This is a genomic window from Actinosynnema sp. NPDC037264 (assembly GCF_055603705.1).
In genome coordinates this window covers 114751-134121 of sequence record NZ_JBVJVK010000016.1, presented here as the reverse complement: position 1 = coordinate 134121, position 19371 = coordinate 114751, and the positions used below count along the sequence as shown (strand labels likewise).

The 19371-nt window shown below is 72.6% G+C and carries 15 protein-coding genes; 6 read left to right on the top strand and 9 right to left on the bottom strand.

The window, feature by feature from the left end; all coding sequences use genetic code 11:
- Window positions 1–4: 4 nt before the first annotated feature.
- Complete coding sequence (locus ACZ7GX_RS20020) at window positions 5–529, bottom strand: SUKH-4 family immunity protein (protein ID WP_498778547.1); 525 nt, start codon at window positions 527–529, stop codon at window positions 5–7.
- A 102-nt stretch (window positions 530–631) separates the two neighbouring features.
- On the opposite strand from ACZ7GX_RS20020, the gene ACZ7GX_RS20015 reads away from it, so the two are divergent.
- Window positions 632–1543, top strand: a complete 912-nt coding sequence (locus ACZ7GX_RS20015) for a DUF1152 domain-containing protein (RefSeq protein WP_498778546.1) — start codon at window positions 632–634, stop codon at window positions 1541–1543.
- 128 nt (window positions 1544–1671) lie between these two features.
- Window positions 1672–2277 (top strand): hypothetical protein, encoded by a 606-nt coding sequence (locus ACZ7GX_RS20010; protein WP_498778545.1) that lies wholly within the window; start codon window positions 1672–1674, stop codon window positions 2275–2277.
- Window positions 2278–2333: 56 nt separating this feature from the next.
- Here ACZ7GX_RS20010 and ACZ7GX_RS20005 read toward each other — a convergent pair whose 3' ends face one another.
- Window positions 2334–3437 carry a polysaccharide deacetylase family protein gene (locus ACZ7GX_RS20005; RefSeq protein WP_498778544.1) on the bottom strand — a complete coding sequence of 368 codons (1104 nt, stop codon included), beginning with the start codon at window positions 3435–3437 and terminating at the stop codon, window positions 2334–2336.
- A gap of 200 nt (window positions 3438–3637) precedes the next feature.
- Window positions 3638–7729: a WD40 repeat domain-containing serine/threonine protein kinase gene (locus ACZ7GX_RS20000; protein ID WP_498778543.1), complete on the bottom strand. Its 4092-nt coding sequence runs from the start codon at window positions 7727–7729 to the stop codon at window positions 3638–3640.
- Window positions 7730–8093: 364 nt separating this feature from the next.
- On the opposite strand from ACZ7GX_RS20000, the gene ACZ7GX_RS19995 reads away from it, so the two are divergent.
- Window positions 8094–8837 carry a carbonic anhydrase family protein gene (locus tag ACZ7GX_RS19995; protein WP_498778542.1) on the top strand — a complete coding sequence of 248 codons (744 nt, stop codon included), beginning with the start codon at window positions 8094–8096 and terminating at the stop codon, window positions 8835–8837.
- Window positions 8838–8877: 40 nt separating this feature from the next.
- On the opposite strand, the gene ACZ7GX_RS19990 is transcribed toward ACZ7GX_RS19995, so the two are convergent.
- Window positions 8878–10386, bottom strand: coding sequence for an IMP dehydrogenase (locus tag ACZ7GX_RS19990; RefSeq protein WP_498778541.1), 1509 nt, complete (start codon window positions 10384–10386; stop codon window positions 8878–8880).
- Between the two features lie 257 nt (window positions 10387–10643).
- Between ACZ7GX_RS19990 and ACZ7GX_RS19985 the strand changes: the two genes are divergently transcribed.
- Window positions 10644–11519, top strand: coding sequence for a hypothetical protein (locus tag ACZ7GX_RS19985; RefSeq protein WP_498778540.1), 876 nt, complete (start codon window positions 10644–10646; stop codon window positions 11517–11519).
- Window positions 11520–11540: 21 nt separating this feature from the next.
- Here ACZ7GX_RS19985 and ACZ7GX_RS19980 read toward each other — a convergent pair whose 3' ends face one another.
- Window positions 11541–12650, bottom strand: a complete 1110-nt coding sequence (locus ACZ7GX_RS19980; RefSeq protein ID WP_498778539.1) for a glycoside hydrolase family 53 protein — start codon at window positions 12648–12650, stop codon at window positions 11541–11543.
- 167 nt (window positions 12651–12817) lie between these two features.
- On the opposite strand from ACZ7GX_RS19980, the gene ACZ7GX_RS19975 reads away from it, so the two are divergent.
- Window positions 12818–13216 carry a hypothetical protein gene (locus ACZ7GX_RS19975; RefSeq protein WP_498778538.1) on the top strand — a complete coding sequence of 133 codons (399 nt, stop codon included), beginning with the start codon at window positions 12818–12820 and terminating at the stop codon, window positions 13214–13216.
- A gap of 143 nt (window positions 13217–13359) precedes the next feature.
- On the opposite strand, the gene ACZ7GX_RS19970 is transcribed toward ACZ7GX_RS19975, so the two are convergent.
- The gene (locus tag ACZ7GX_RS19970) at window positions 13360–14031 is read right to left on the bottom strand and encodes a potassium channel family protein (protein ID WP_498778537.1); all 672 of its coding nucleotides are present in this window, start codon (window positions 14029–14031) and stop codon (window positions 13360–13362) included.
- On the bottom strand, window positions 14024–15391 hold the full coding sequence (locus ACZ7GX_RS19965; RefSeq protein WP_498778536.1) for a TrkH family potassium uptake protein: 1368 nt from the start codon (window positions 15389–15391) through the stop codon (window positions 14024–14026). The genes ACZ7GX_RS19970 and ACZ7GX_RS19965 overlap by 8 nt, the downstream gene beginning before the upstream one ends.
- A gap of 379 nt (window positions 15392–15770) precedes the next feature.
- Between ACZ7GX_RS19965 and ACZ7GX_RS19960 the strand changes: the two genes are divergently transcribed.
- Entirely contained in the window at window positions 15771–17780 is a 2010-nt protein-coding gene (locus ACZ7GX_RS19960; RefSeq protein ID WP_498778535.1) for an APC family permease, read from the top strand.
- A 128-nt stretch (window positions 17781–17908) separates the two neighbouring features.
- On the opposite strand, the gene ACZ7GX_RS19955 is transcribed toward ACZ7GX_RS19960, so the two are convergent.
- Both ACZ7GX_RS19955 and ACZ7GX_RS19950 read right to left on the bottom strand, forming a co-directional pair.
- The gene (locus ACZ7GX_RS19955; protein WP_498778534.1) at window positions 17909–18541 is read right to left on the bottom strand and encodes a choice-of-anchor M domain-containing protein; all 633 of its coding nucleotides are present in this window, start codon (window positions 18539–18541) and stop codon (window positions 17909–17911) included.
- Window positions 18538–19188, bottom strand: a complete 651-nt coding sequence (locus ACZ7GX_RS19950) for a choice-of-anchor M domain-containing protein (RefSeq protein ID WP_498778533.1) — start codon at window positions 19186–19188, stop codon at window positions 18538–18540. Before ACZ7GX_RS19950 ends, ACZ7GX_RS19955 begins: the two co-directional genes overlap by 4 nt.
- Window positions 19189–19371 lie beyond the last annotated feature (183 nt).

Genomic DNA, 19371 nt, shown 5'->3' with positions numbered 1-19371 from the left:
TCGGTCAGTACAGCCACCGGTCGAGGACGGCGGGCCAGAAGTGCGTCCGGTGGTCGTCGCCCCGCGCGGCCGGGTCGAGGCGGGCGATCCGCTCCACCAGGTCGGCGAGCTCGGCGAGCGCCCGCTCCTCCATCGCCGCGTCCTCGTCCCACTGGTGGATCGCGGTCGAGCCGGCCAGCCAGGTCCCGACGAGGTGCAGCGAGCACAGCCAGTGGTCGATCGAGGAGTTGACCAGCCTCGTGCCGCCCGACGCCCGCTCCAGCACCCGCCCGGTCCCGGGTTCGGCGGCGTAGGTCGTGCCCGGGTCGCGGCCCGCGAGCCGGTACCCCGTCGGCTCGGCCGCGAACGACACCACGTCGACGACACCTTCGAGCACCGGCACGCCACTCGAGACCAGCGACGCCTTCTGCGGTCGCGGCAGTCGCCAGGCGGCCAGGTCCGGCTCGGCGGCGCGGACGACCCGCCCCGGTCCGGCCCAGGCTTCGAGCGCGGTGAAGGCCGGCGGGGTCGGGAGATCACGTGCCGTCACGCTCGACGACGCTAGCCGAGGCGCTCGGTCGCGGGGCCGCCCTCCCTATGATCACGGGGTGTTCACGTTGTCCGAGCCCCCGTTGTTCACCGGTTGAAGTCCGTGTCGAGCGTGCTGGTCGCGGGCGCGGGCGGCGGGTTCGACGTGTACGCGGGTTTGCCGCTGGCGTTCGCGTTGCGCGCGTCGGGCAAGCGGGTGCACCTGGCGAACCTCTCGTTCAGCCCGCTGGACCGGCTCGACCTCGACGACTGGATCGCGCCCGACGTGGCGGCGGTCGGGCCGGACAGCGCGGGCAGCGACGACTACTTCCCCGAGCGCACCTTGGCCCGGTGGCTGGCCGCCCGCGCGCTGCCTTCCACCGTGCACGCGTTCCCGCGCACCGGGGTGCTGCCGTTGACCGCGGCCTACCGGACGTTGGTCGACCGGCTGGGCGTGGACGCGGTCGTCCTGGTCGACGGCGGCACGGACATCCTGATGCGCGGCGACGAGTCCGGGCTCGGCACGCCCGAGGAGGACGTGGCGAGCCTCGCCGCGGTCGACGCGCTCGACGGCGTGGAGCGACTGGTGGTGTGCCTGGGTTTCGGCGTCGACTCCTTCCACGGCGTGTGCCACGCGCACGTGCTGGAGAACCTGGCCGCGTTGGACCGGGCCGGCGGCTACCTGGGCGCGCTGTCCATCCCCTCCGCCTCCGCCGAGGCACGGGCTTACCTGGACGCCGTCGCGCACGCCCAAGCCGCCACCCCGCTGCGGCCGAGCATCGTGAACGGGCAGATCGCGGCGGCGTTGCGCGGCGAGTTCGGCAACGTGCCGGTCACCTCGCGCACCGCGGGCAGCGAGCTGTTCGTCAACCCGTTGATGGGCGTGTACTTCGCGGTCGACCTGCCCGCCCTCGCCGCGTCGGTCGGCTACCTGGACCGGATCCGGGACACCGAGACCATGATCGACATCGGGCTGGCGATCGAGGACCACCGCGAAGACCTCACGCGACGGGCACAGCGCGCGTTCCCGCATTGAGGCTCCGGCCGCCGCGCTTTGTCGCCTGCGCTTGAAACACCGCCGGCCACGAGGGCGATCACGTGGGTATGAGGTCCTTGGGGGGATTACTCGTCGGCGTGTGCTTGTTAGGTGCGTGCAGCACTCCGGTGTCGGGTTCGGCGGTCGCGGAGCGGACGAACGCCACCGCGGTGCCGACGTCCGGTGTGCCGTCGTTGACCGACCGGTTGCCCACGATGGTCGAGCAGGCGGCCATTCCCGAGGACGGGATGGCGGACTACGGCTTCACCGGCCCGTCGGCGGAGGAGTACGCCTTCCAGTGGCAGCCGAAGCCGTGCGAGGTGGAGGTCGCCGCCGAACGGGGCTACATGCCCACGCTGTACCGCGAGTGGATCAACGACGACATCGTGCTGCGCCAGGTCGTGACCGGGTATGCCGAGGCCACCGGCGCCGAGGTCCTGCGGCAGGTCGTCGAGGCAACCAGGCAGTGCACCACCTGGACGATCGAGCCGGACCCGCAGCAGTTCACCGTGCTCGAGGACGTCGTCGTGGATGCCCCAGAGGGGGTCGACCCGTTCCTCGGGTACTGCGCCACGACCACGGACGACACCAAGACGTACTGGCTGTGCGCGGCGTTCTTCTCGCACGGGCACCTGCTGTCGTGCGTCTACACGGTCCGGGCGGACTACCCGCCGGGGACGCTGGACGACCTGCACGGCGTCCTGCCCAGGGCGGTGCGGCACCTGACGAGCTGACGTCGCCGGTGCGCACCGCGGCGGGTGTGCGGGGCGCACCGGCGTGCGTCACCGGGTCAGGGACTGGTGCAGCTCAGGGTCGTGGCCGACGGGGCGCCGGTGGCGATGAACCCGAACGTGGTCGAGGCGTTGGCGCCCAGCGACCCGTTCCACGCGGCGTTGCGGATCGCGGCCTGGCTGCCGGAGCCGACGGACACGCCGCCCCAGACCTGGGTGATCGTCTGGCCGGAGGCCAACGTCCACCGCACGGTCCAGCCGGTGATCGCGGAGCCCGCCGTCACCGTGACGTCGGCCTGGAAGCCGCCCTGCCACGAGTTGACCGTGCGGTACGAGGCGGTGCACGCCCCGGTCGGCGGTGTGGTGGTGCTGGTGGTGGTCGTCGTCGTGGTCGAAGTGGTGGTTGTCGTCGTGGTGGTGGTCGTGGTGCTGGTCGGCGGGGTGTCCGAGGGTGCGACGGCCCGACCGGTCGACGGCGAGATCATGCCCGCGCACAGGTTGCGGCTCGCCAGGTTCGCGGCGATCTGCGGGACGGCGTTGATGGTGGTCTGGTAGCCGTCGTGCATCAGGATCACGCCGCCGTTCTGCAGCGTGGACGCGGCCTGCACGATCTGGGCGGTGCTGGCGTTGTTCCAGTCCCGCGAGTCCACGTTCCACAGCACCTCGGTCAGGCCGAACTGCGCTTCGACGGCCTTGAGGGTGCTGTTGGTCTCGCCGTAGGGCGGGCGGAACAGCTTGGGCGCGACGCCGGTGGCGGACTGGATGGCCTGCTGGGTCTGGGAGATCTCCGAGGTCATCTGGGCCTGGCTGAGCTGCGTCATGTGCGGGTGCGACCAGCTGTGGTTCTCCACCCACATGCCGGCGTCGCGCTGGCTGCGGGTGAGGGCCGGGTTCGCCTGGACGTTGTTGCCCTGGTTGAAGAACGTGGCCCGCAGCCCGGCCGACCGCAGCGCGTTGAGCAGCTGGGTGGTGGTACCGGCCTTGGGGCCGTCGTCGTAGGTCAGGGCGACGTAGCCGCTGGAGCAGTCGGCGGCGCTGGCCGCGTTCGGCAGCACGACGGCCAACGCGCCGAGCAACCCGACCGCGCCGGCCAGCGCGGCGACGCGTCCCCCCACGCCACGTGCCACCGGCCTGCCGGCATCGGTGGCGGCAGTTCTGGACATCACTTCCTCCAAGGGGTCGGACCGGGCTACGGGACGTAGCGACCGAAAGTTGCGATACCTGGACTAAGCTATTTCGGACAGTCAAGGCCGGATGATCGCCGGAGTCAAGCCTCGGACTCACCTATAGAGACGCGTGTCCGCAGGTAGATGCGCTGGCACGGCTGATAGCACTAGCGGTCCGGGGTTTCGAAAGTGTCGGCTCAGGCACACCCGGTGTCGTCGGGGTCGGGATCGGGGTGTTCGGCGAGGACCGCGCACAGCCGGGACACCGCCTCGGCCGGGTCCGTCGGGATCCGCAGCACTTCGTCACCGGCGCTGACCACCCCGTCGGCGGTGAAGGCCAGGCGCGTCGGTGGCGAGCGGTGGCCCTGGATCGAGGCCAGCGGTTCGCCGGCGGCGACGTCCCACAGGCGCACGTCGGGCCGGTCGGCGGAGACCGTGGCCAGGGTCGCGCCGTCGGGGGCGAACGCCAGGGCGGTGATCTCGGCGCCCACCGGGAACTCCCGCCGCACGTGCGCGGTGCTCGGGTCGACGAACTTGGCGACGCCGCCCGCCGCGACGACCAGCGAGCCGTCGTGGAAGCCGATGGCGACGTCGAGCCGGTCCTCGACGCGCCCTTCCTGCTGGGTGAACGACGCGGTGTCCCACACCCGCGACCACACGCTCACGTCGCCGAGCACCTCACCGGCCAACCACGCACCGTCGGGCGAGAAGACGAGGTCGCGCACCTGGTAGGGGAGTTCGAACCGCTTGCGCTCGGCGAAGGTGTCCAGCTCCCACACACCCATCTCGTAGCCGGTGGCGGTCTTCAGGCAGACCGCGATCAGGTCCGCCGACACCGCGAACCTCCGGACGTCGGCGTCGCGCGGCAGCGGCACCGTCCGCCGCGCGCCGTCGGGCGCGGTCACGGTGATCTGCTCGTCCGCGAGCACGGCGTGGTGCCCCCGTGGCCCGATCCGCACGTCCTCCCCGGCGACCGACCGGCCGTCCCCGGCGTGCACGACGCCGCGCGCGCCGGCGACCCACACCGTGCCGTCGGCCGGATCGACGCCCAGGCCCGCGGCGGGGCCGAGCAGCCGGTCGGAGCGGGCCGGGTTCGGCCGCCACACGACCACCGTGTCGCCCGACGACGTGTTCGCCGCGACGGTGCCGCCCGCCGAGGCCAGCGCGTGGACGGTGTGCGGGTTGCCCGCGTACTCGGCCATGACCTCCCCGGTGGCGGGGGAGAGGGCGAACAGGTCGGCGCCGTTGCTGGTGAGCACCCGCTCGCCCCCGTCGAGGACGGCCACCTGGCTGCGGGCACGGCCGAGTTCGCGCAGCGGTTCGGCGGTGTCCGGGTCCCAGAGCCGGATCGCCTCGTCCACGCGCGAGGACACCAGGTACGACGCGGCGTAGGCGAGGTGGACGAGGTTCTCCGAGCCGGGCAGCTCGTCGCGGTGCTCGGTGCGCAGGCCGACCCGCTCGCCCGCCGGCTCCCACAGCTCGACGGCGCCGTCGGACCGCCCGATGGCGAGCCTGCGCCCGTCGGGGCGGAACCGCAGGGCTGAGATCCACTCACCGGGCGCGAACGCCCGCACGCGGACGCCGTCGCGCCACAGCTCGACGCCGCCCGACACCGCGACCGCGAGCGTGCCGTCCGGGCTCCACGCGGCGGTGTTGCCCCCGTCGACGGTCCGTTCCACCGAGGCGGTCGCGATGTGCCAGACCCTGGTGCCCCGGTTCGAGACGGCGAGCCGGGCGCCGTCGGGCGAGAACCGGACCGCCGTGACGCCATGGCCCGAACCGCGTTCGGCCGCCAGGAGCGCGCGCCGTTCGGCGACGTCCCACACCAGCATCTCGCCGTCGTGCCCGCCCACGGCGACGCGGCGGCCCGTGGGGTCGACGTCGATCGTGAGCGCGCCGGCGAACGCGGGGTGGTCCCCTTGGCCGAGGGCCACGGGAGGCACGCGGCTCACCGCCGACAGCAGCGCCGACCGCGCCTCCGGGGTGGTGTCCGCGTGCCAGGCGCGCAGCGCGTCGCGCACCCCCGCGACCGGGTCCTCGGTGGTCAGCGACTCGGTGGCCAGCTGCCGGGACAGCCGCTGGGCCGACTCGCCGCGCGCCAGCACGGCCACGGTGGCGGCGATCGCGACGACCACGACCACCGCCAACGCCCCGGCGGTCACCGCCACCCGCCCGGCCCGGGAGCGGTTGAGCGCCCGTCGGCCCGCGTCGACGTAGTCCCGTTCGACGAGGGTCAGGTCGGTGCGCCCGTCGGCCAGGCTCAAGGTCGCGGCCAGGCGCGGTCCACGAGGCAGGTCGCCGGGGTCGCGGCCCGCGTCGGCCCACCGCTGCGCGGCGTCGGCGAGGCGGCGACGGGCCAGCAGGGCGTCGCGGTCCTCGTCGACCCACGCCCGCAGCCGCGGCCAGGCCGACAGCAGTGCCTCGTGGCTGAGCTGGGCGCCGTCCCGGTCGACGGTGACGAGCCGGGCGGCGACCAGCTCGTCGAGCACCGGTCCCGGCGGCGCCACCGCACGGCGCCGGGTGACCGCGCCGCCGTCGTGCACGCTCACCATGCCCAGCACGGTGGCGCGCAGGACCGCGCGGTCGGCCCCGGACAGCTTGGCGTGGACCTGCTCGGCGGTGCGCGCGACCGCGCCGTCGATCCCGCCGGTGGCCAGGTACGCCGCCAACGTGAGCGTGTCGCCCTGCCGGTGGTGCCAGGTCTCGCGCAGCGCGTGCGCGAGGCGGGGCAGCGCGCCCGGGTCGTAGTCGGGCCCGCCGAGGTCGGCGATCAGCCTGGCGGGCAGGCCCGGCTCGACCGCCGTGCCCACCGCCGCGGCGGGCGCGGTGATCGCCTCGCTGAGCTCGTCGACGCCGAGCGGTCCCAGGATCACCGACCGGGCCAGCGCGCGGCGCAGCGGCGGCAGGCCGATGCAATGCTCGACGAAGTCGGCGCGCACGGCCAGCACCACCAGGCCCAGGCCCGGATCGGCCAGGGCGGCGGCGAAGGCCGCGCGGTCGGACTCGTCGACGTCGTGGGTGAACAGCTCCTCGAACTGGTCGACCACGACCAGCACGCGGGCGGCCGGATCGAGCCTGCCCGCGCGGATCTGCCGGACGAGCGCGGCGGTGTCCTGCCCGGTCCGCGCGGCGACCGCGGCGGCCAGCGCGCCGACCGGGTCCGGGCCGGGGGTGAGGACCACCGCCGGCCAGTCCGCCGCCGCGGGTAACAGCCCTGCCCGCACCAGCGACGACTTGCCCGAGCCCGACGCGCCCACCAGCACCGTCGGCTCCGGCCGGACGAGCTGGTCGGCCAGGCGCACCAGCAGGTCGGTGACCACGTGCCCGCGACCGTGGAACCAGCCCGCCTCCTCGGTGGCGAACCCCCGCAACCCGGGGTACGGGCAGCCCTCGCCGCCGGCGACCACGGCCGTGCCGGCGGCCGACCGGATGATCGCCTCGACGAACCGCTCCTGGTCGGCGGTGTCCGCGGCGACCGTCGCGGTGCCGTTGGCGCGTAAGGCGTCGACGGCCGCGGTGATCAACGCCGTCGCCGTGGGGTAGCGGTGGCCGGGGTCCTTGGCCAGGCCGCGGGCCAGCACCGCGTCCAGGGCGGGACCGATGCGCGGGTCCAGCCGTGACGGCGCGGGCGGCGGTTCCAGCAGGTGCGCGGCCAGCTTCGCGGCCGGTTCCGCGCGGCCGAACGGCACCCGCCCGGTCAGGCCCTCGTAGAGCACGCACGCCAGCGAGTACACGTCGGCACGGCCGTCGGCCTCACCGCCGAGGCGCTCGGGCGCGAGGTAGTCCAGCGAGCCGATGAAGTGGCCGGTGCGGGTGATCGCGGTCGCCGCCGCGGACACCGGGCGGGCGATGCCGAAGTCGGCCAGGTACGCGTGGCCCGCCCGGTCGACCATGATGTTGGACGGTTTGACGTCGCGGTGCACCAGCCCGGCCGCGTGCGCGGCGTCGAGCGCCTCGGCGACCTGGCCCAGCAGGACGAGCAGGTCGTCCGGGGCCGTGCCGTCGGCCAGCAGCCGGTGCAGGTCGACGCCGTCGACGAGCATCATGTCCAGGTACAGCGTCCCGTCGATCTCGCCGTAGGCGTGCACCGGCACCACGTGCGGGTGGGTGAGCGCGGCGGCGATCCGCGACTCACGGCGGAACCGCGCCTCGTACTCCTCGTCACGGGTCAGCAGCCGCTTCAGCGCGACCGTGCGGCGGTGGGCGGTGTCGAAAGCGCGGTGCACCACCCCCATGCCGCCGCGGCCGAGCAGCTCGCCCACCCGGTACGGCCCGAATCGCTCCGCCATGCCCCTCCTCGCGTCCTCCCGGAAGTCAACCGCGCTCGGCGCCGCGCTGGACCGGGTTCGCCGGAGGACGCGGAACTTTCCGGTTCCCGGACCGGGCGGCCCGCGCCGTCGGGGCCGGACCGGCCACGGGCGGGCGGCACCTCGAACGATTTCTTCGAATTGGGCGATTTCGGCTGTTCCGGTGACCGCGGAAAATTGTCCGAAATGGCGCTCTGTGACGAATGGCACAGGTTGTTATGTCGTTTCCGGCGTTTTCGGGTGATTTGTTGACCTATTGATTATCACTCGAACGGGTCAATGATGGTGCGGTCCCGCCGAGCGGGTCGACCCCCGCCCGGTCCCTGTCCCCGAAGGGCTGCGCCACGTGGCAAGAAAAGGCATCGTCGCCGTCGCCGTACCGGTCGTCCTCAGCGCGTTGTTGACCGCCGGCGTCGCACCGGCCCAGTCGCAGGTGCCGTCGCAGAGCCCGATCGACCTCACGCCGTCGTCGATCCGCTTGGACCCGCACCTGCCCCCGCTGCTGATCTCCTACGGGCACCACGCCGCCGGCGACCTGCACTACGTCCGCAAGGACGCGGCGGCGGCCGACGGCTGCGCCGTGCGCGACCACGAGGAGACCGAGGAGTTCGAGGTCGAGCCCGGCGCCGGCCACGTCACGCTCTCCGGCGTCCGGTACGACCTCGTGCAGTTCCACTTCCACACCCCGTCGGAGCACCGCTTCGCCGGGCACGCCGACCCGCTGGAGATGCACCTGGTGCACCGCAGCGCGGCGGGCGCCCTGCTGGTGATCGGCGTGCCGCTGCGCGTCGGCGCGCCGTCCACTGTGGACAAGGTGCTGTCGCGCCTCGCGCCCGAGTGCGGCGACGAGGTGCACCTCGCCGACATCGACCTGAACACCCTGCTGCCGGTGAACCGCGCCACGGCCCGCTACACCGGCTCGCTCACCACCGCGCCGTTCACCGAGGGCGTGCAGTGGTTCCTGATGGGGGAGAAGACGGTCACCCAGGCGACCGTCTCCCGCTTCCAGAGCCTGTTCTACGAGGGCAACGCGCGCCCCGTGCAGCCGTTGAACGGCCGCACCGTCCAGGTCGAGCTGCCGCACATCTGACACCGGTGGTGGCGGCGCCGCCCGCGCCGCCACCACCGACTCAGTCCAGCGTGGTGTCGGCGCTGTCGCGCACGGCGACCGCGGCGGCGTTCTCCTGGTAGCTCTGCTCCGACACCAGGGTCACCCGCGCGGTGGACTGGAAGACCGGGATGGTCGCCGCGCCGCAGGACGCCATCGTGGCCTTGATCTTGGCCACGGTCAGGGCGAGCGCGTCGCCGAGGTCGCCGACGTACGGCACGTAGCCGTCCACGCCCTCCTCGAAGTGCAGCTTGTCCTCGCCCTGGTCGTAGCGCTGCCAGTTGCGGGCCCGGCTGGAGCCCTCGCCCCAGTACTCCTTGAAGACCGAGCCGCCGATGCGCACCTTCTTGCCCGGCGACTGGTCGAACCGCGCGAAGTAGCGGCCCATCATCACGAAGTCCGCGCCCATCGCCAGGGCCAGGGCCATGTGGTAGTCGTGCAGCAGGCCGCCGTCGGAGCAGATCGGCACGTACTCGCCGGTGCGCCGCGCGTAGGCGTCACGGGCCTCGGCGACGTCCATGACCGCGCTGGCCTGGCCGCGGCCGATGCCCTTCTGGTCGCGGGTGATGCAGATCGAGCCGCCGCCGATGCCGACCTTCACGAAGTCCGCGCCCGCGTCGGCCAGGAACCGGAACGCCTCGCCGTCCACGACGTTGCCACCGCCGATCGGCACCTGCGGGAACTCGCGCTTGACCCACCGCAGCGCCTCGGCCTGCCAGTCGCTGTAGCCGTCGGACGAGTCCAGGCACAGCACGTCCGCGCCGGCGGCGACCAGCGCGGGCACGCGGTCGCGGTAGTCGTGCGTGTTCACGCCCGCGCCGACCCGGAACCGCTTGGCCGCGTCCACCACCGCGCCGGGGAACTGCTTGTGGTCGGCGTAGTCCGAGCGGAACACGAGGTGCTGGAGGTGCCCGGCGCCGTCGACGACCGGCAGGCAGTCGAGGCGGTCCTCCCACAGCAGCGTGTTGGCCTCCGACAGGGTGATGCCCTCCTTGCCGCAGGTCAGGGTGTCGGCGGCGCGCATCCGGTCGGCGACCGGGAGGTCCAGGTCGTGCCGGTCGGAGTGGAAGTCGCGGGACGTGACCAGGCCGACGAACCGGCCGTGCGGCGTGCCGTCCTCGGTGACGGCGGCGGTGTTGTGGCCGGTGGTCTTCATCAAGCCGACGAGGTGCCGCAGCGGGTCGGTCGGGCGGACCGTCGTGTCGCTGACCACGAACCCCGCCTTGAAGTTCTTCACGAACCGCACCGCGTCCGCCTGGTGCTCCACGGACTGGTTGTGGTGCAGGAAGCTCAGGCCACCGGACCGGGCCAGGGCCACCGCCAACCGCGGCGAGCTGACCGCCTGCATGATCGCCGACGTGAACGGCGCCGACAGCCGGATCGGCGACGACTCCCCGACGGCGTGCCGCACGAGCGGCGTGCCGAGGTCGACCTTCGCGGGCGTGCACTCCGCGGTGGTCCGGTTGGGCAGCAACAGGAACTCGTTGAACGTCCGCGACACACCGGGCACGATCTCGACCACGAGCAGCATCTCCGAATCACCACGCCGGGCAGTCCCGGCCGCACCTCGCCGGGCGGTCCCGGCTCCACCTTGTCCGCGCAGCCTCCCACACCGCGGAGGGCACGCCGTGTCGCGAGCGAGCCGCTCGCCGCCTATGCTGGGCGGATCCCCGCCGGGCCGTACCTGCTCGTCGTGCCGCGCGCACCACCCCGCGACGGGCCGCCCGAGCCGGCTCACTTGTCCCCCGGTCGGGGGACCTCACCCCCCACTATCGAGGACCGGAACACGTGACCTTGCCCTACGGGTCGGACGACGACCACGCCGCCGACCGCTTCGTCAACAACGCGCTGCGCAGCCGTGACGAGGAGACCTGGCGGCTGCTGGCCTCCGACGCCTACGTCGAGCAGACCGACCGGGTGCTGCGGGCGATGCTGGACCGGATCGCGGCGACGCGCGCGCACCGCGCGGCCGATCGCGCCGCCGCACGGGCACGTGCGCTCGACGGTGAGATCAGCCAGGCCGAGTACCAGCGCGACGCGGCCGAGGACGCCAACCGCGCCACGAAGACCGCCCACTTCGAGACGTTGGTGCGCGAGCACCACCGGCTCATCGCGGCGGCGGCCCGGCGGCTGCGGGGCGACGACGTCCGGGACGAGCTGACCGACCTCGTGCTCGCCCTGGGTTCCGCGGTCGACGCCCACCGGACCGCCGTGCTCGCCGGCGGGACCGAGCCGACCGAGGCCGACCTGGCGTTGTGGGCGCGGCTGGCCACGCTCGACGTGCCCGACACCTCCGACGGCGAGGGGCGCACGTCGGTGGAGGAGCTGGTGCGGCGGCACTCGACGCGGCAGGACGACTTCGGGCGCGTGCTGGCCGGGATCATCCTGGACGTGGCGGGCGACGAGGCGTCGGTGCCGCGCGCCGCGCTGCTGACCGCGTGGAAGAGGGAGGTCGCGCCGATGCTGGCCGTCGAGCAGAAGACCGAGTTCGCGGCCAAGGGCAAGGGCTCGTTGGTGACCGAGAAGCTCCGCAAGACCCTGGGCCACTTGGAGCGCAAGGGCCTGGTCAAGCGCTCCGGCACGCCGGACGAGCAGCGGCTCGACGTGCTCGACCGGTCCGGTCTCGAGGAGTTGGCCGAGGGCGCCGGGGGACCTGAGGCGTGACGGTCGCCCGGCGCCGTCGGGTCACGGGGTCCAGCGGACCTCGGGGTTGATGCGGCCGCTCCAGTCGAAGGTCGCCATGTTGTCCCAGCCGTTGCCGCTGTGCTCGATGTCGGCGGGGTCCCAGCCGTTGCCGGGCACCGCGTACCAGGTCGGCTCCCAGTAGAAGACGCCGATGGCGCCCGCGTTGCGCGCGGTGTTCTGGACGTGGGCGAAGTTCTTCGCCTGGCCCGCCCACGTCAGCGGGTAGTCCGTGCAGCCGGAGGTGATGGAGTTGCCGGTGCTGTCGGCGTTCCCGGTGGTGAACGGGTAGGCCGTCTCGGCGAGCACGACGTCCTTGCCGTAGCGGGAGCGCACGTCGGTGATGACGTTGTAGAGGTTGGCCAGCGTGCCGTGCCACATGCAGTAGTACGACAACGCGGTGATGTCCCACGCCACGCCCTTGGACCTGATGCCGTCGTAGAACCAGCGGGCGTGGGCCAGGCTGTCGGCGTTGGCCGTGTGGACCATGACCTTGGTGCCGCTGTTGCACGCCTTGGTGGCGTTGTAGCCGGCCTTCAGCAGCAGGCTGAGGTTGGTGAAGTCGTTGTTGACGACCTTGCCGTCGTTCCAGAGCATGCCGACGTTGATCTCGTTGCCGATCTGCACGCTGTCCGGCGTGGTGCCCTGGGCCTTGAGGCTGGTGCAGACGTCGTGGGTGTAGTTGTAGACGTCGGTCTGCAGCTGGCCGATGCCGTGGCTCGACCAGGCGGCCGGCTTGTACTGCTTGCCGGGATCGGCCCACGTGTCGGAGTAGTGGAAGTCGACCAGCAGCTTGAGCCCCTTGGCCTTCACGGTCTTGGCGTAGGCGAGGACCTTCGCCTTGTTGTTGTAGCCGCTGCGCGGGTTGTTCCAGACGCGCAGGCGGACGTAGTTGACGCCCGCGCCCTTGAGGATGTCGAGCGGATCCCGCGCCGTGCCGGACGCGTCGTAGTACTTCGCGCCGAGGTCGAGGGCGCGTTGCGCGGTCGAGACGTCGGCTCCGAGCATGCTCAGCGAACCGGCCGCGGAGACCGCCGGGGTGAGCGCGGCCAGCGGGAGCACGGCGGTCGCCAGGGCGAGGACGGCCTTGGCCGCCCGGGTGGGTCCGGACATCCGATCTCCTTTGATCGAGGTGCGGCGCGGCGGCGGTGGGCTGTGTACGTGCACAAAATGAAAGCGCAGATCGATGTGTAGCTCAAGCCATCACGGGGCTCAGTTGACTGGGAACGTGCACAGTGCGGGTTCGCGCCTGGGGATCGGCGGGTGGGTAGCGTGCTGCCATGGTGCCGGTGCTGCTCGTGCTGGGAGCGTTGGGGACGCCGGTGACCGGGCTGCTCGTCCGGCCGGACGTGCGCGGGGCGCGGCACGGCAACGAGATGTTCGTCGAACTCGGCCGGTTCGGTTGGTACGGCTACCTGGCGGTGTCCGTCGCCGTGCTGGCCGTCGGGCTGGCGGGCGTGCCGGTCGGCACGCCGCGGGGACGCGGGCGCGGCGCCGGTGCGGCCACGGCACTGCTGACCCTCACGCTCGTGTTCGGCGCGATCCACGTGGTCGTCGTCGCGAACGGCATGTTCCACGGCGACGGCAAGCCGTGGCACGCCGCGGTGGCCGCGCTCGCCGGGGTGGCCGCCGCGACCGCGCTGCTCTTCGCCCGGGTGCGACTGCGGCGGGCCGGCTGAGCGCGCGCGCAGCCCCGGGCCGGCTGCGATCCGGCGCACGACGCCTGCCGACCGGACAACGTCTCACCGGCCGCGCGGGACGTCGTCGACGACCACGTTCGCCACCTCTCCGTCGTCCTCGCGCAGGACGGTGCCGACGCCGTTCAGACGAGGTCGGCGAAGGTCTCCACCTGGTTGGTGCGGCCGGCGACGATGAGGATGTCCCCGTCCCGCACGACGGTGTCGGCGGTGGCGTAGGTGAAGTCGTGGCCTGGGCGCTTGATCGCGACCACGGTGACGCCGTGGTGGGTGCGCAGCCTGCTCTGCCCCAACGGGACGCCGACGGCACCGGCGGGCGCGACGGTCTTGACCATCGCGTAGTCGTCCTCGAACTCGATGTAGTCCAGCATCCGGCCGGTGACGAGGTGGGCGACGCGTTCGCCCATGTCGTGCTCGGGCAGCACGACGTGGTGCGCGCCCACGCGTTCGAGGATGCGGCCGTGCTGGCGGCTGGTCGCCTTGGCCCAGATGTGGGGGATGGCGAAGTCGACCAGCAGCGCCGTGGTGAGGATGCTGGCTTCCAGCTCGGTGCCGATGGCCACCACGGCACGCCGGAAGTCCGGCACGCCGAGCTGCCGCAGCGCGGTCTCGTCGGTGGTGTCGGCCACGGCGGTGTGGGTGAGGTCGTCGGCGTAGCGCTGCACGATCGCGGGCCGGGAGTCGATGCCCAGCACCTGCGAGCCGTGCGCGACGAGTTCGCGGGCCAGGGAGCTGCCGAAGCGGCCGAGGCCGATGACGACGACGCGTCCGGGACGGGGTGCGCTGCTGCTAGCCAACGACGGGTCGCTCCTCGGGTAGTTCGTAGCGGCGGGCGCGCTCGCGCAGGGCGAGCGCGGCGGCCAGGGTGATCGGGCCGAGCCGACCGATGAACATCAGGACCACCAGCAGCACCTGCCCCGCCGGTGGGATGGCGGCGGTGATGCCGGTGGACAGGCCGACGGTGCCGAACGCGGAGATGGTCTCGAACAACACCGCGTCCAGCGGGAAACCCGTGATCAGCAGCAGGGCGAACGTCGAGGCGGCCACCGCGCCGACGCCGAGCAGCGCCACCGTGAGCGCCTGGCGCTGCACCTCGGCCGACAGCCGCCGGCCCAGCACGTGCACGCTCGGCTCGCCGCGGATCTCGGCCGCGATGACGAACGCCAGCAGCGCGAACGTGGTCACCTTGATCCCGCCCGCGGTGCCCGCGCTGCCGCCTCCGATGAACATCAGCAGGTCCGTGACCAGCAGCGACGCCGGCGACATCTGCGCGACGTCGAGCGAGTTGAACCCGGCCGTGCGCGGGTTGACCCCGTGGAACGCGCCCACCAGCAGCTTGCCGGGCACGCTCAGCGGACCGAGCGTGGCCGGGTTGGACCACTCGATCGCGGTGATGGCGACGACGCCGAACACCAGCAGCGCGGCGTAGGTGAGCAGGGTGATGCGGGCGTGCAGGGTCCAGCGGCGCAGCGTGCCCCGCAGCCTGCGGCCCAGCTCGAACAGCACCGGGAAGCCCAGGCCGCCGGTGATGATCGCCAGCATCACCGGCACCGTGATCCACGGGTCGGTGGCGTAGGGGGTCATGCTCGTCGCGTAGAGGGCGAAGCCCGCGTTGTTGAACGCCGAGACGCCGTGGAACACCCCCTCGTACACCGCGCGTCCCCACGGCATGCCGTAACCGGTGGCGAACCGGAGGGTCAGCACGACCGCGGTCACCGCCTCGACCGCGAGGCTGACCGCGATGACCCGCCGCACGACGCCGCGGACCTCGCCCAACCCGCCCGCCTTGGTCTCCGCCTGCGCGGTCAGCTGCATCCGCAGCCCCAGCCGGCGGGCCACCAGCATCCCGAGCAGCGTGGCCAGCGTCATGATCCCCAGCCCGCCGGCCTGGATCAGGCCCAGCACGACCACCTCGCCGAACGTCGACCAGTGCGTCGCGGTGTCCACCACCACCAGACCGGTCACGCACACCGCCGACGTCGCGGTGAACAACGCCGTGACCACGCCCGCCGACGACCCCGACTCGGCCGCCACGGGCAGCGCCAGCAGCACCGTGCCCAGCAGCACGGCCGCGCCGAACCCGAAGACCACCGTCCGCGCCGGATGAGCCGTGCCCGCGGTCACCCGTCGTCGAGGCGCGAGCCACGTCGTGCGCACATCCACCCCGTCCGGACGAGGGCGGTGCACTCGGACGCACCACCCGGAACACGTGCACCCGATCACACCGGAAGTCGGGCCGCCCCGCTCATTGACGCTTCCTTGACGCTGCTGAGCCGCATCTCACCGGCGTGAGGCCGCGGGCGACGTCAAGATCCCGTAAGGAACCGCGCACCGGGGTCCGACGGCCCGGTTCACCCTTTAGGGTCACCCGCGGTGGTCGGGGGACACGCCTGCCGGGCCGACCCGGAGCCCGGGTGGAGGTCCGGCGCGCCGGGAGCGACCCGACCCGCCCGCCACCGGTCGCCGTCGACCGCACGCCGTGCCGGCAACTCCGGACCACACCAGGCCGGACCGAGACCCCCTAGGCCCTGCCTCCATGTCCAAGCTCGCGACCGTCGCCAAGCGGCTCTTGGTCGGGCGGCCGTTCCGCAGCGACCGCCTGTCGCACACCCTGCTGCCCAAGCGGATCGCGCTGCCGGTGTTCGCCTCCGACCCGATGTCGAGCGTGGCGTACGCGCCGGAGGAGATCCTGCTGGTCCTGTCGGTCGCCGGCGCGTCGGCGTACGCGTTCAGCCCGTGGATCGCGCTGCTGGTCGCGGTGGTGATGGCCGCCGTGGTGGCCTCCTACCGGCAGAACGTCCGCACCTACACCTCCGGCGGCGGCGACTACGAGGTGGCCACCGTCAACCACGGCCCGAAGTGGGGCCTGGTGGTCGGCAGCGCCCTGCTGGTCGACTACGTGCTGACGGTGGCGGTGTCGATCGCGTCCGCCGCGGCCAACATCGGCTCGGCCGTGCCGTTCGTGGCGACCCACAAGGTCGAGTTCGCGGTCGGCGCCATCGTCGTGCTCACCGCGATGAACCTGCGCGGCGTGCGCGAGTCCGGCACCGCGTTCGCCATCCCCACCTACGCCTTCGTCGCCGGCATCCTGGCCATGATCGCGTGGTCGCTGGTCCGCGTGTACGTGCTGGGGGACGACGTGCGAGCGGAGAGCGCCGACTTCCGGCTGGTCGAGGAGCACGGTGGTCTGGCCGGACTCGGGCTCGCGTTCCTGGTCCTGCGCGCGTTCTCCTCCGGCAGCGCCGCGCTGACCGGGGTCGAGGCGATCAGCAACGGCGTGCCCGCGTTCCGCAAGCCAAAGGGCCGCAACGCCGCCATGACCCTGCTGATGATGGGCGTGCTGGCCGTCACCATGTTCCTCGGCCTGATCATGCTGGCCCGGCTCACCGGCGCCCAGGTCGCCGAGGACCCCGCGCACCAGCTGATCGGCGCGCCCGCGGGCTACGAGCAGAAGACCCTGGTCGCCCAGCTCGCCAACGCCGTGTTCGCCGGGTTCCCGCCGGCGACCTGGTACGTCATCTTCTTCACCGGCCTGATCCTGGTGCTGGCCGCGAACACCGCGTTCAACGGGTTCCCGGTGCTCGGCTCGATCCTGGCCCAGGACCGCTACCTGCCGCGCCAGCTGCACACCCGCGGCGACCGGCTGGTGTTCTCCAACGGCATCGTCTTCCTCGCCGGGTTCGCGATCGTGCTCGTGGTGGCGTTCGACGCCGAGGTGACGCGGCTGATCCAGCTCTACATCGTCGGCGTGTTCATGTCGTTCGTGATCAGCCAGAGCGGGATGATCCGCCACTGGACCCGGTTGCTGCGCACGGAGACCGACCCGGCGGCGCGGCGGCGGATGCGGCGCGCCCAGGCGGTCAACGCGTTCGGCTTCGCGATGACCGCCCTGGTGCTGGCCGTCATCCTGATCACCAAGTTCACCCAGGGCGCCTGGATCTCGCTCGCCGCGATGGCGGCCATCTACGCGTTGATGGCCGCGATCCGCCGCCACTACCAGCGGGTCGCCGACGAGCTGCGGGAGGACGACGACGAGTCACCGATCGGGCTGCCGTCCCGCAACCACGCGATCGTGCTGGTGTCCAAAGTGCACCGTCCCACCAAGCGCGCGCTGGCCTACGCCAAGGCGGTGCGGCCGGACCGGCTCGAAGCGGTCACGGTCAACGTGGACGACAAGGACACCAGGGAGCTCGTCGCCCTCTGGAACGAGCAGGACTTCTCCATCCCGCTCAAGGTGATCGAGTCGCCGTACCGCGAGATCACCAAACCGGTTCTGGACTACGTCAAGCGGGTGCGCACCGACAACCCCCGCGACGTCGTCACCGTCTTCCTCCCCGAGTACGTCGTCGGGCACTGGTGGGAGCAACTGCTGCACAACCAGAGCGCGCTGCGCCTCAAGGGCAGGCTCCTGTTCCAGCCCGGCGTCATGGTGACCAGCGTGCCGTGGCAACTGGCCTCCTCGGCCAAGGTCCGCGACCGCCTCACGCCCGCGCCGGGCGCGATCCGCCGCGGCCTCGACGCCAAGAACGAGGAACTCGACCGCTGAGCCACCCGCTCGACCGCCGCCGCCCGCGCGCCCGGCACCGCTGCCGCTGGGCCGCCGCGCGATCGCCCGCGCGCCCGCCACCGCTGCCGCCCGTTCGACCGGGCGGCAGCGTGGTCGGCTCTGGGGTGTCAGGGCTGGACGGTGAAGGTGTAGCTCTTCTGCCCGGTGGTCACGGCGCCGCCGGCGGCCTTGGTGGCGGTGGCTTCGAAGACCACGGTGTAGGTGCCCGCCGCCTCGAACGCCCAGTTGGCGTGCGCGTGGGTGTTGACCGCGATGGTCCGGCTGTCGGGCAGGCCGTTGCCGCTGTCGAACCACACGGTGGGCGTGCCGAGGCTCGTCGTGTACACGCTGACGTCCGCGGGGCCGGAGACCGAGACGAGCTTGGCGGTCACGGTGTTGTTCAGCAGCACGCCGGACGGCACGCCCTGCGTGTTGATCCCGGGCCACAGGATGCCGGTGACCTGGGCCTGCGGGAGCACCCACACCGTGGAGCCGGGCGTGCCGAGGAACGAGTACGCGGAGTTGGCCGGCACGGTGGTCTTGCTCGCCGGCACGGCGTCGAGCACGACGGTGGACGGGTCGCGGTCGACGGCGGGGGAGACGGTGGCGTCGTGGACGTCCAGCGTCAACGTGCTGCCGGTCCAGTCCACGTCGAGGACGTCGACGTGGCCCTGGGAGATGGTGGCGGCGTGCGCGGTGCCGGGCAGGAGCAGGGCGGCGGTCGCGGCGAAGGCCGCGGCGGCGAGGACTCGGGATCTCATGCGTTCACCTTGAACCGGTAGAGGGCGGGCGCGGAGGTGACCTTCTGGCCGGTGGCGGCGAGCACGCCGCTGACCCGGACCACGACGGCGTAGTTGCCGGCCGCCTCGAACGCCCAGTTGGCGTGCTGGTGGTTGCCGGCGGTGAGGCCGACCGCGTCGGGCAGGCCGTTGCCGCTGTCCACGAGCACGGTGGGCGCGCCGACGGCGTCGGTGGTGAAGACGCTGAACCCGGCGGGGCCGTAGACCCACTCGAACCGCAGGGTCAGGGCGTCGCCGACGAACACGCCGGGCTCGATCTCCTCGGTGGCGATGCCGGGCCACAGCAACGCCGGGTCCTCGACCTCGGGCAGCACCCAGACCGGGCTGCCCGCCGCGCCGAGGAACGAGTAGGCGGGATCGGCGGGCACGGTGGTGCGGGCCGCCGACTTGGCGACGATCTTCACGTCGGACGGCGCGTACTCGACGTCGTTGGTCTCGTCGTGGACGTGGACGTCGAACTGCCCGTCCTCGAAGGCGATGCCGATGACGTCGACGTGCCCGCTGTCGAGGACGACCGCGGTGGTGGACGCGGTGGCCGGTGCGACGACGGCGCCCAGGAGGGCCGCCACCGCCAAGGGCAGCAGAGCGAGGCGTGCTGAGGTGCGCACGGTGGAGTGCTCCGTTCGTGGGGTGGATGGGCCCGATCGGGCCGCGACCGCAGTGTTGCAGACGATAATCATTTCCGTTAGGGCTGAACGGTCGGTGATCGACTGGGCCGCCCGGCCTATTGAAAACGGTTGTCGTTCGTATTAGGTTCGCGGTGCCACGCCGGTCGACCGGCGTCCGTCTGG

Bases quoted from the DNA above. Each gene is read 5' to 3' on its own strand.
- ACZ7GX_RS20005 (WP_498778544.1), bottom strand. From the start codon at position 3,437: ATGTCCAGAACTGCCGCCACCGATGCCGGCAGGCCGGTGGCACGTGGC.
- ACZ7GX_RS20000 (WP_498778543.1), bottom strand. From the start codon at position 7,729: ATGGCGGAGCGATTCGGGCCGTACCGGGTGGGCGAGCTGCTCGGCCGC.
- ACZ7GX_RS19990 (WP_498778541.1), bottom strand. From the start codon at position 10,386: ATGCTGCTCGTGGTCGAGATCGTGCCCGGTGTGTCGCGGACGTTCAAC.
- ACZ7GX_RS19980 (WP_498778539.1), bottom strand. From the start codon at position 12,650: ATGTCCGGACCCACCCGGGCGGCCAAGGCCGTCCTCGCCCTGGCGACC.
- ACZ7GX_RS19975 (WP_498778538.1), top strand. From the start codon at position 12,818: ATGGTGCCGGTGCTGCTCGTGCTGGGAGCGTTGGGGACGCCGGTGACC.
- ACZ7GX_RS19960 (WP_498778535.1), top strand. From the start codon at position 15,771: ATGTCCAAGCTCGCGACCGTCGCCAAGCGGCTCTTGGTCGGGCGGCCG.
- ACZ7GX_RS19955 (WP_498778534.1), bottom strand. From the start codon at position 18,541: ATGAGATCCCGAGTCCTCGCCGCCGCGGCCTTCGCCGCGACCGCCGCC.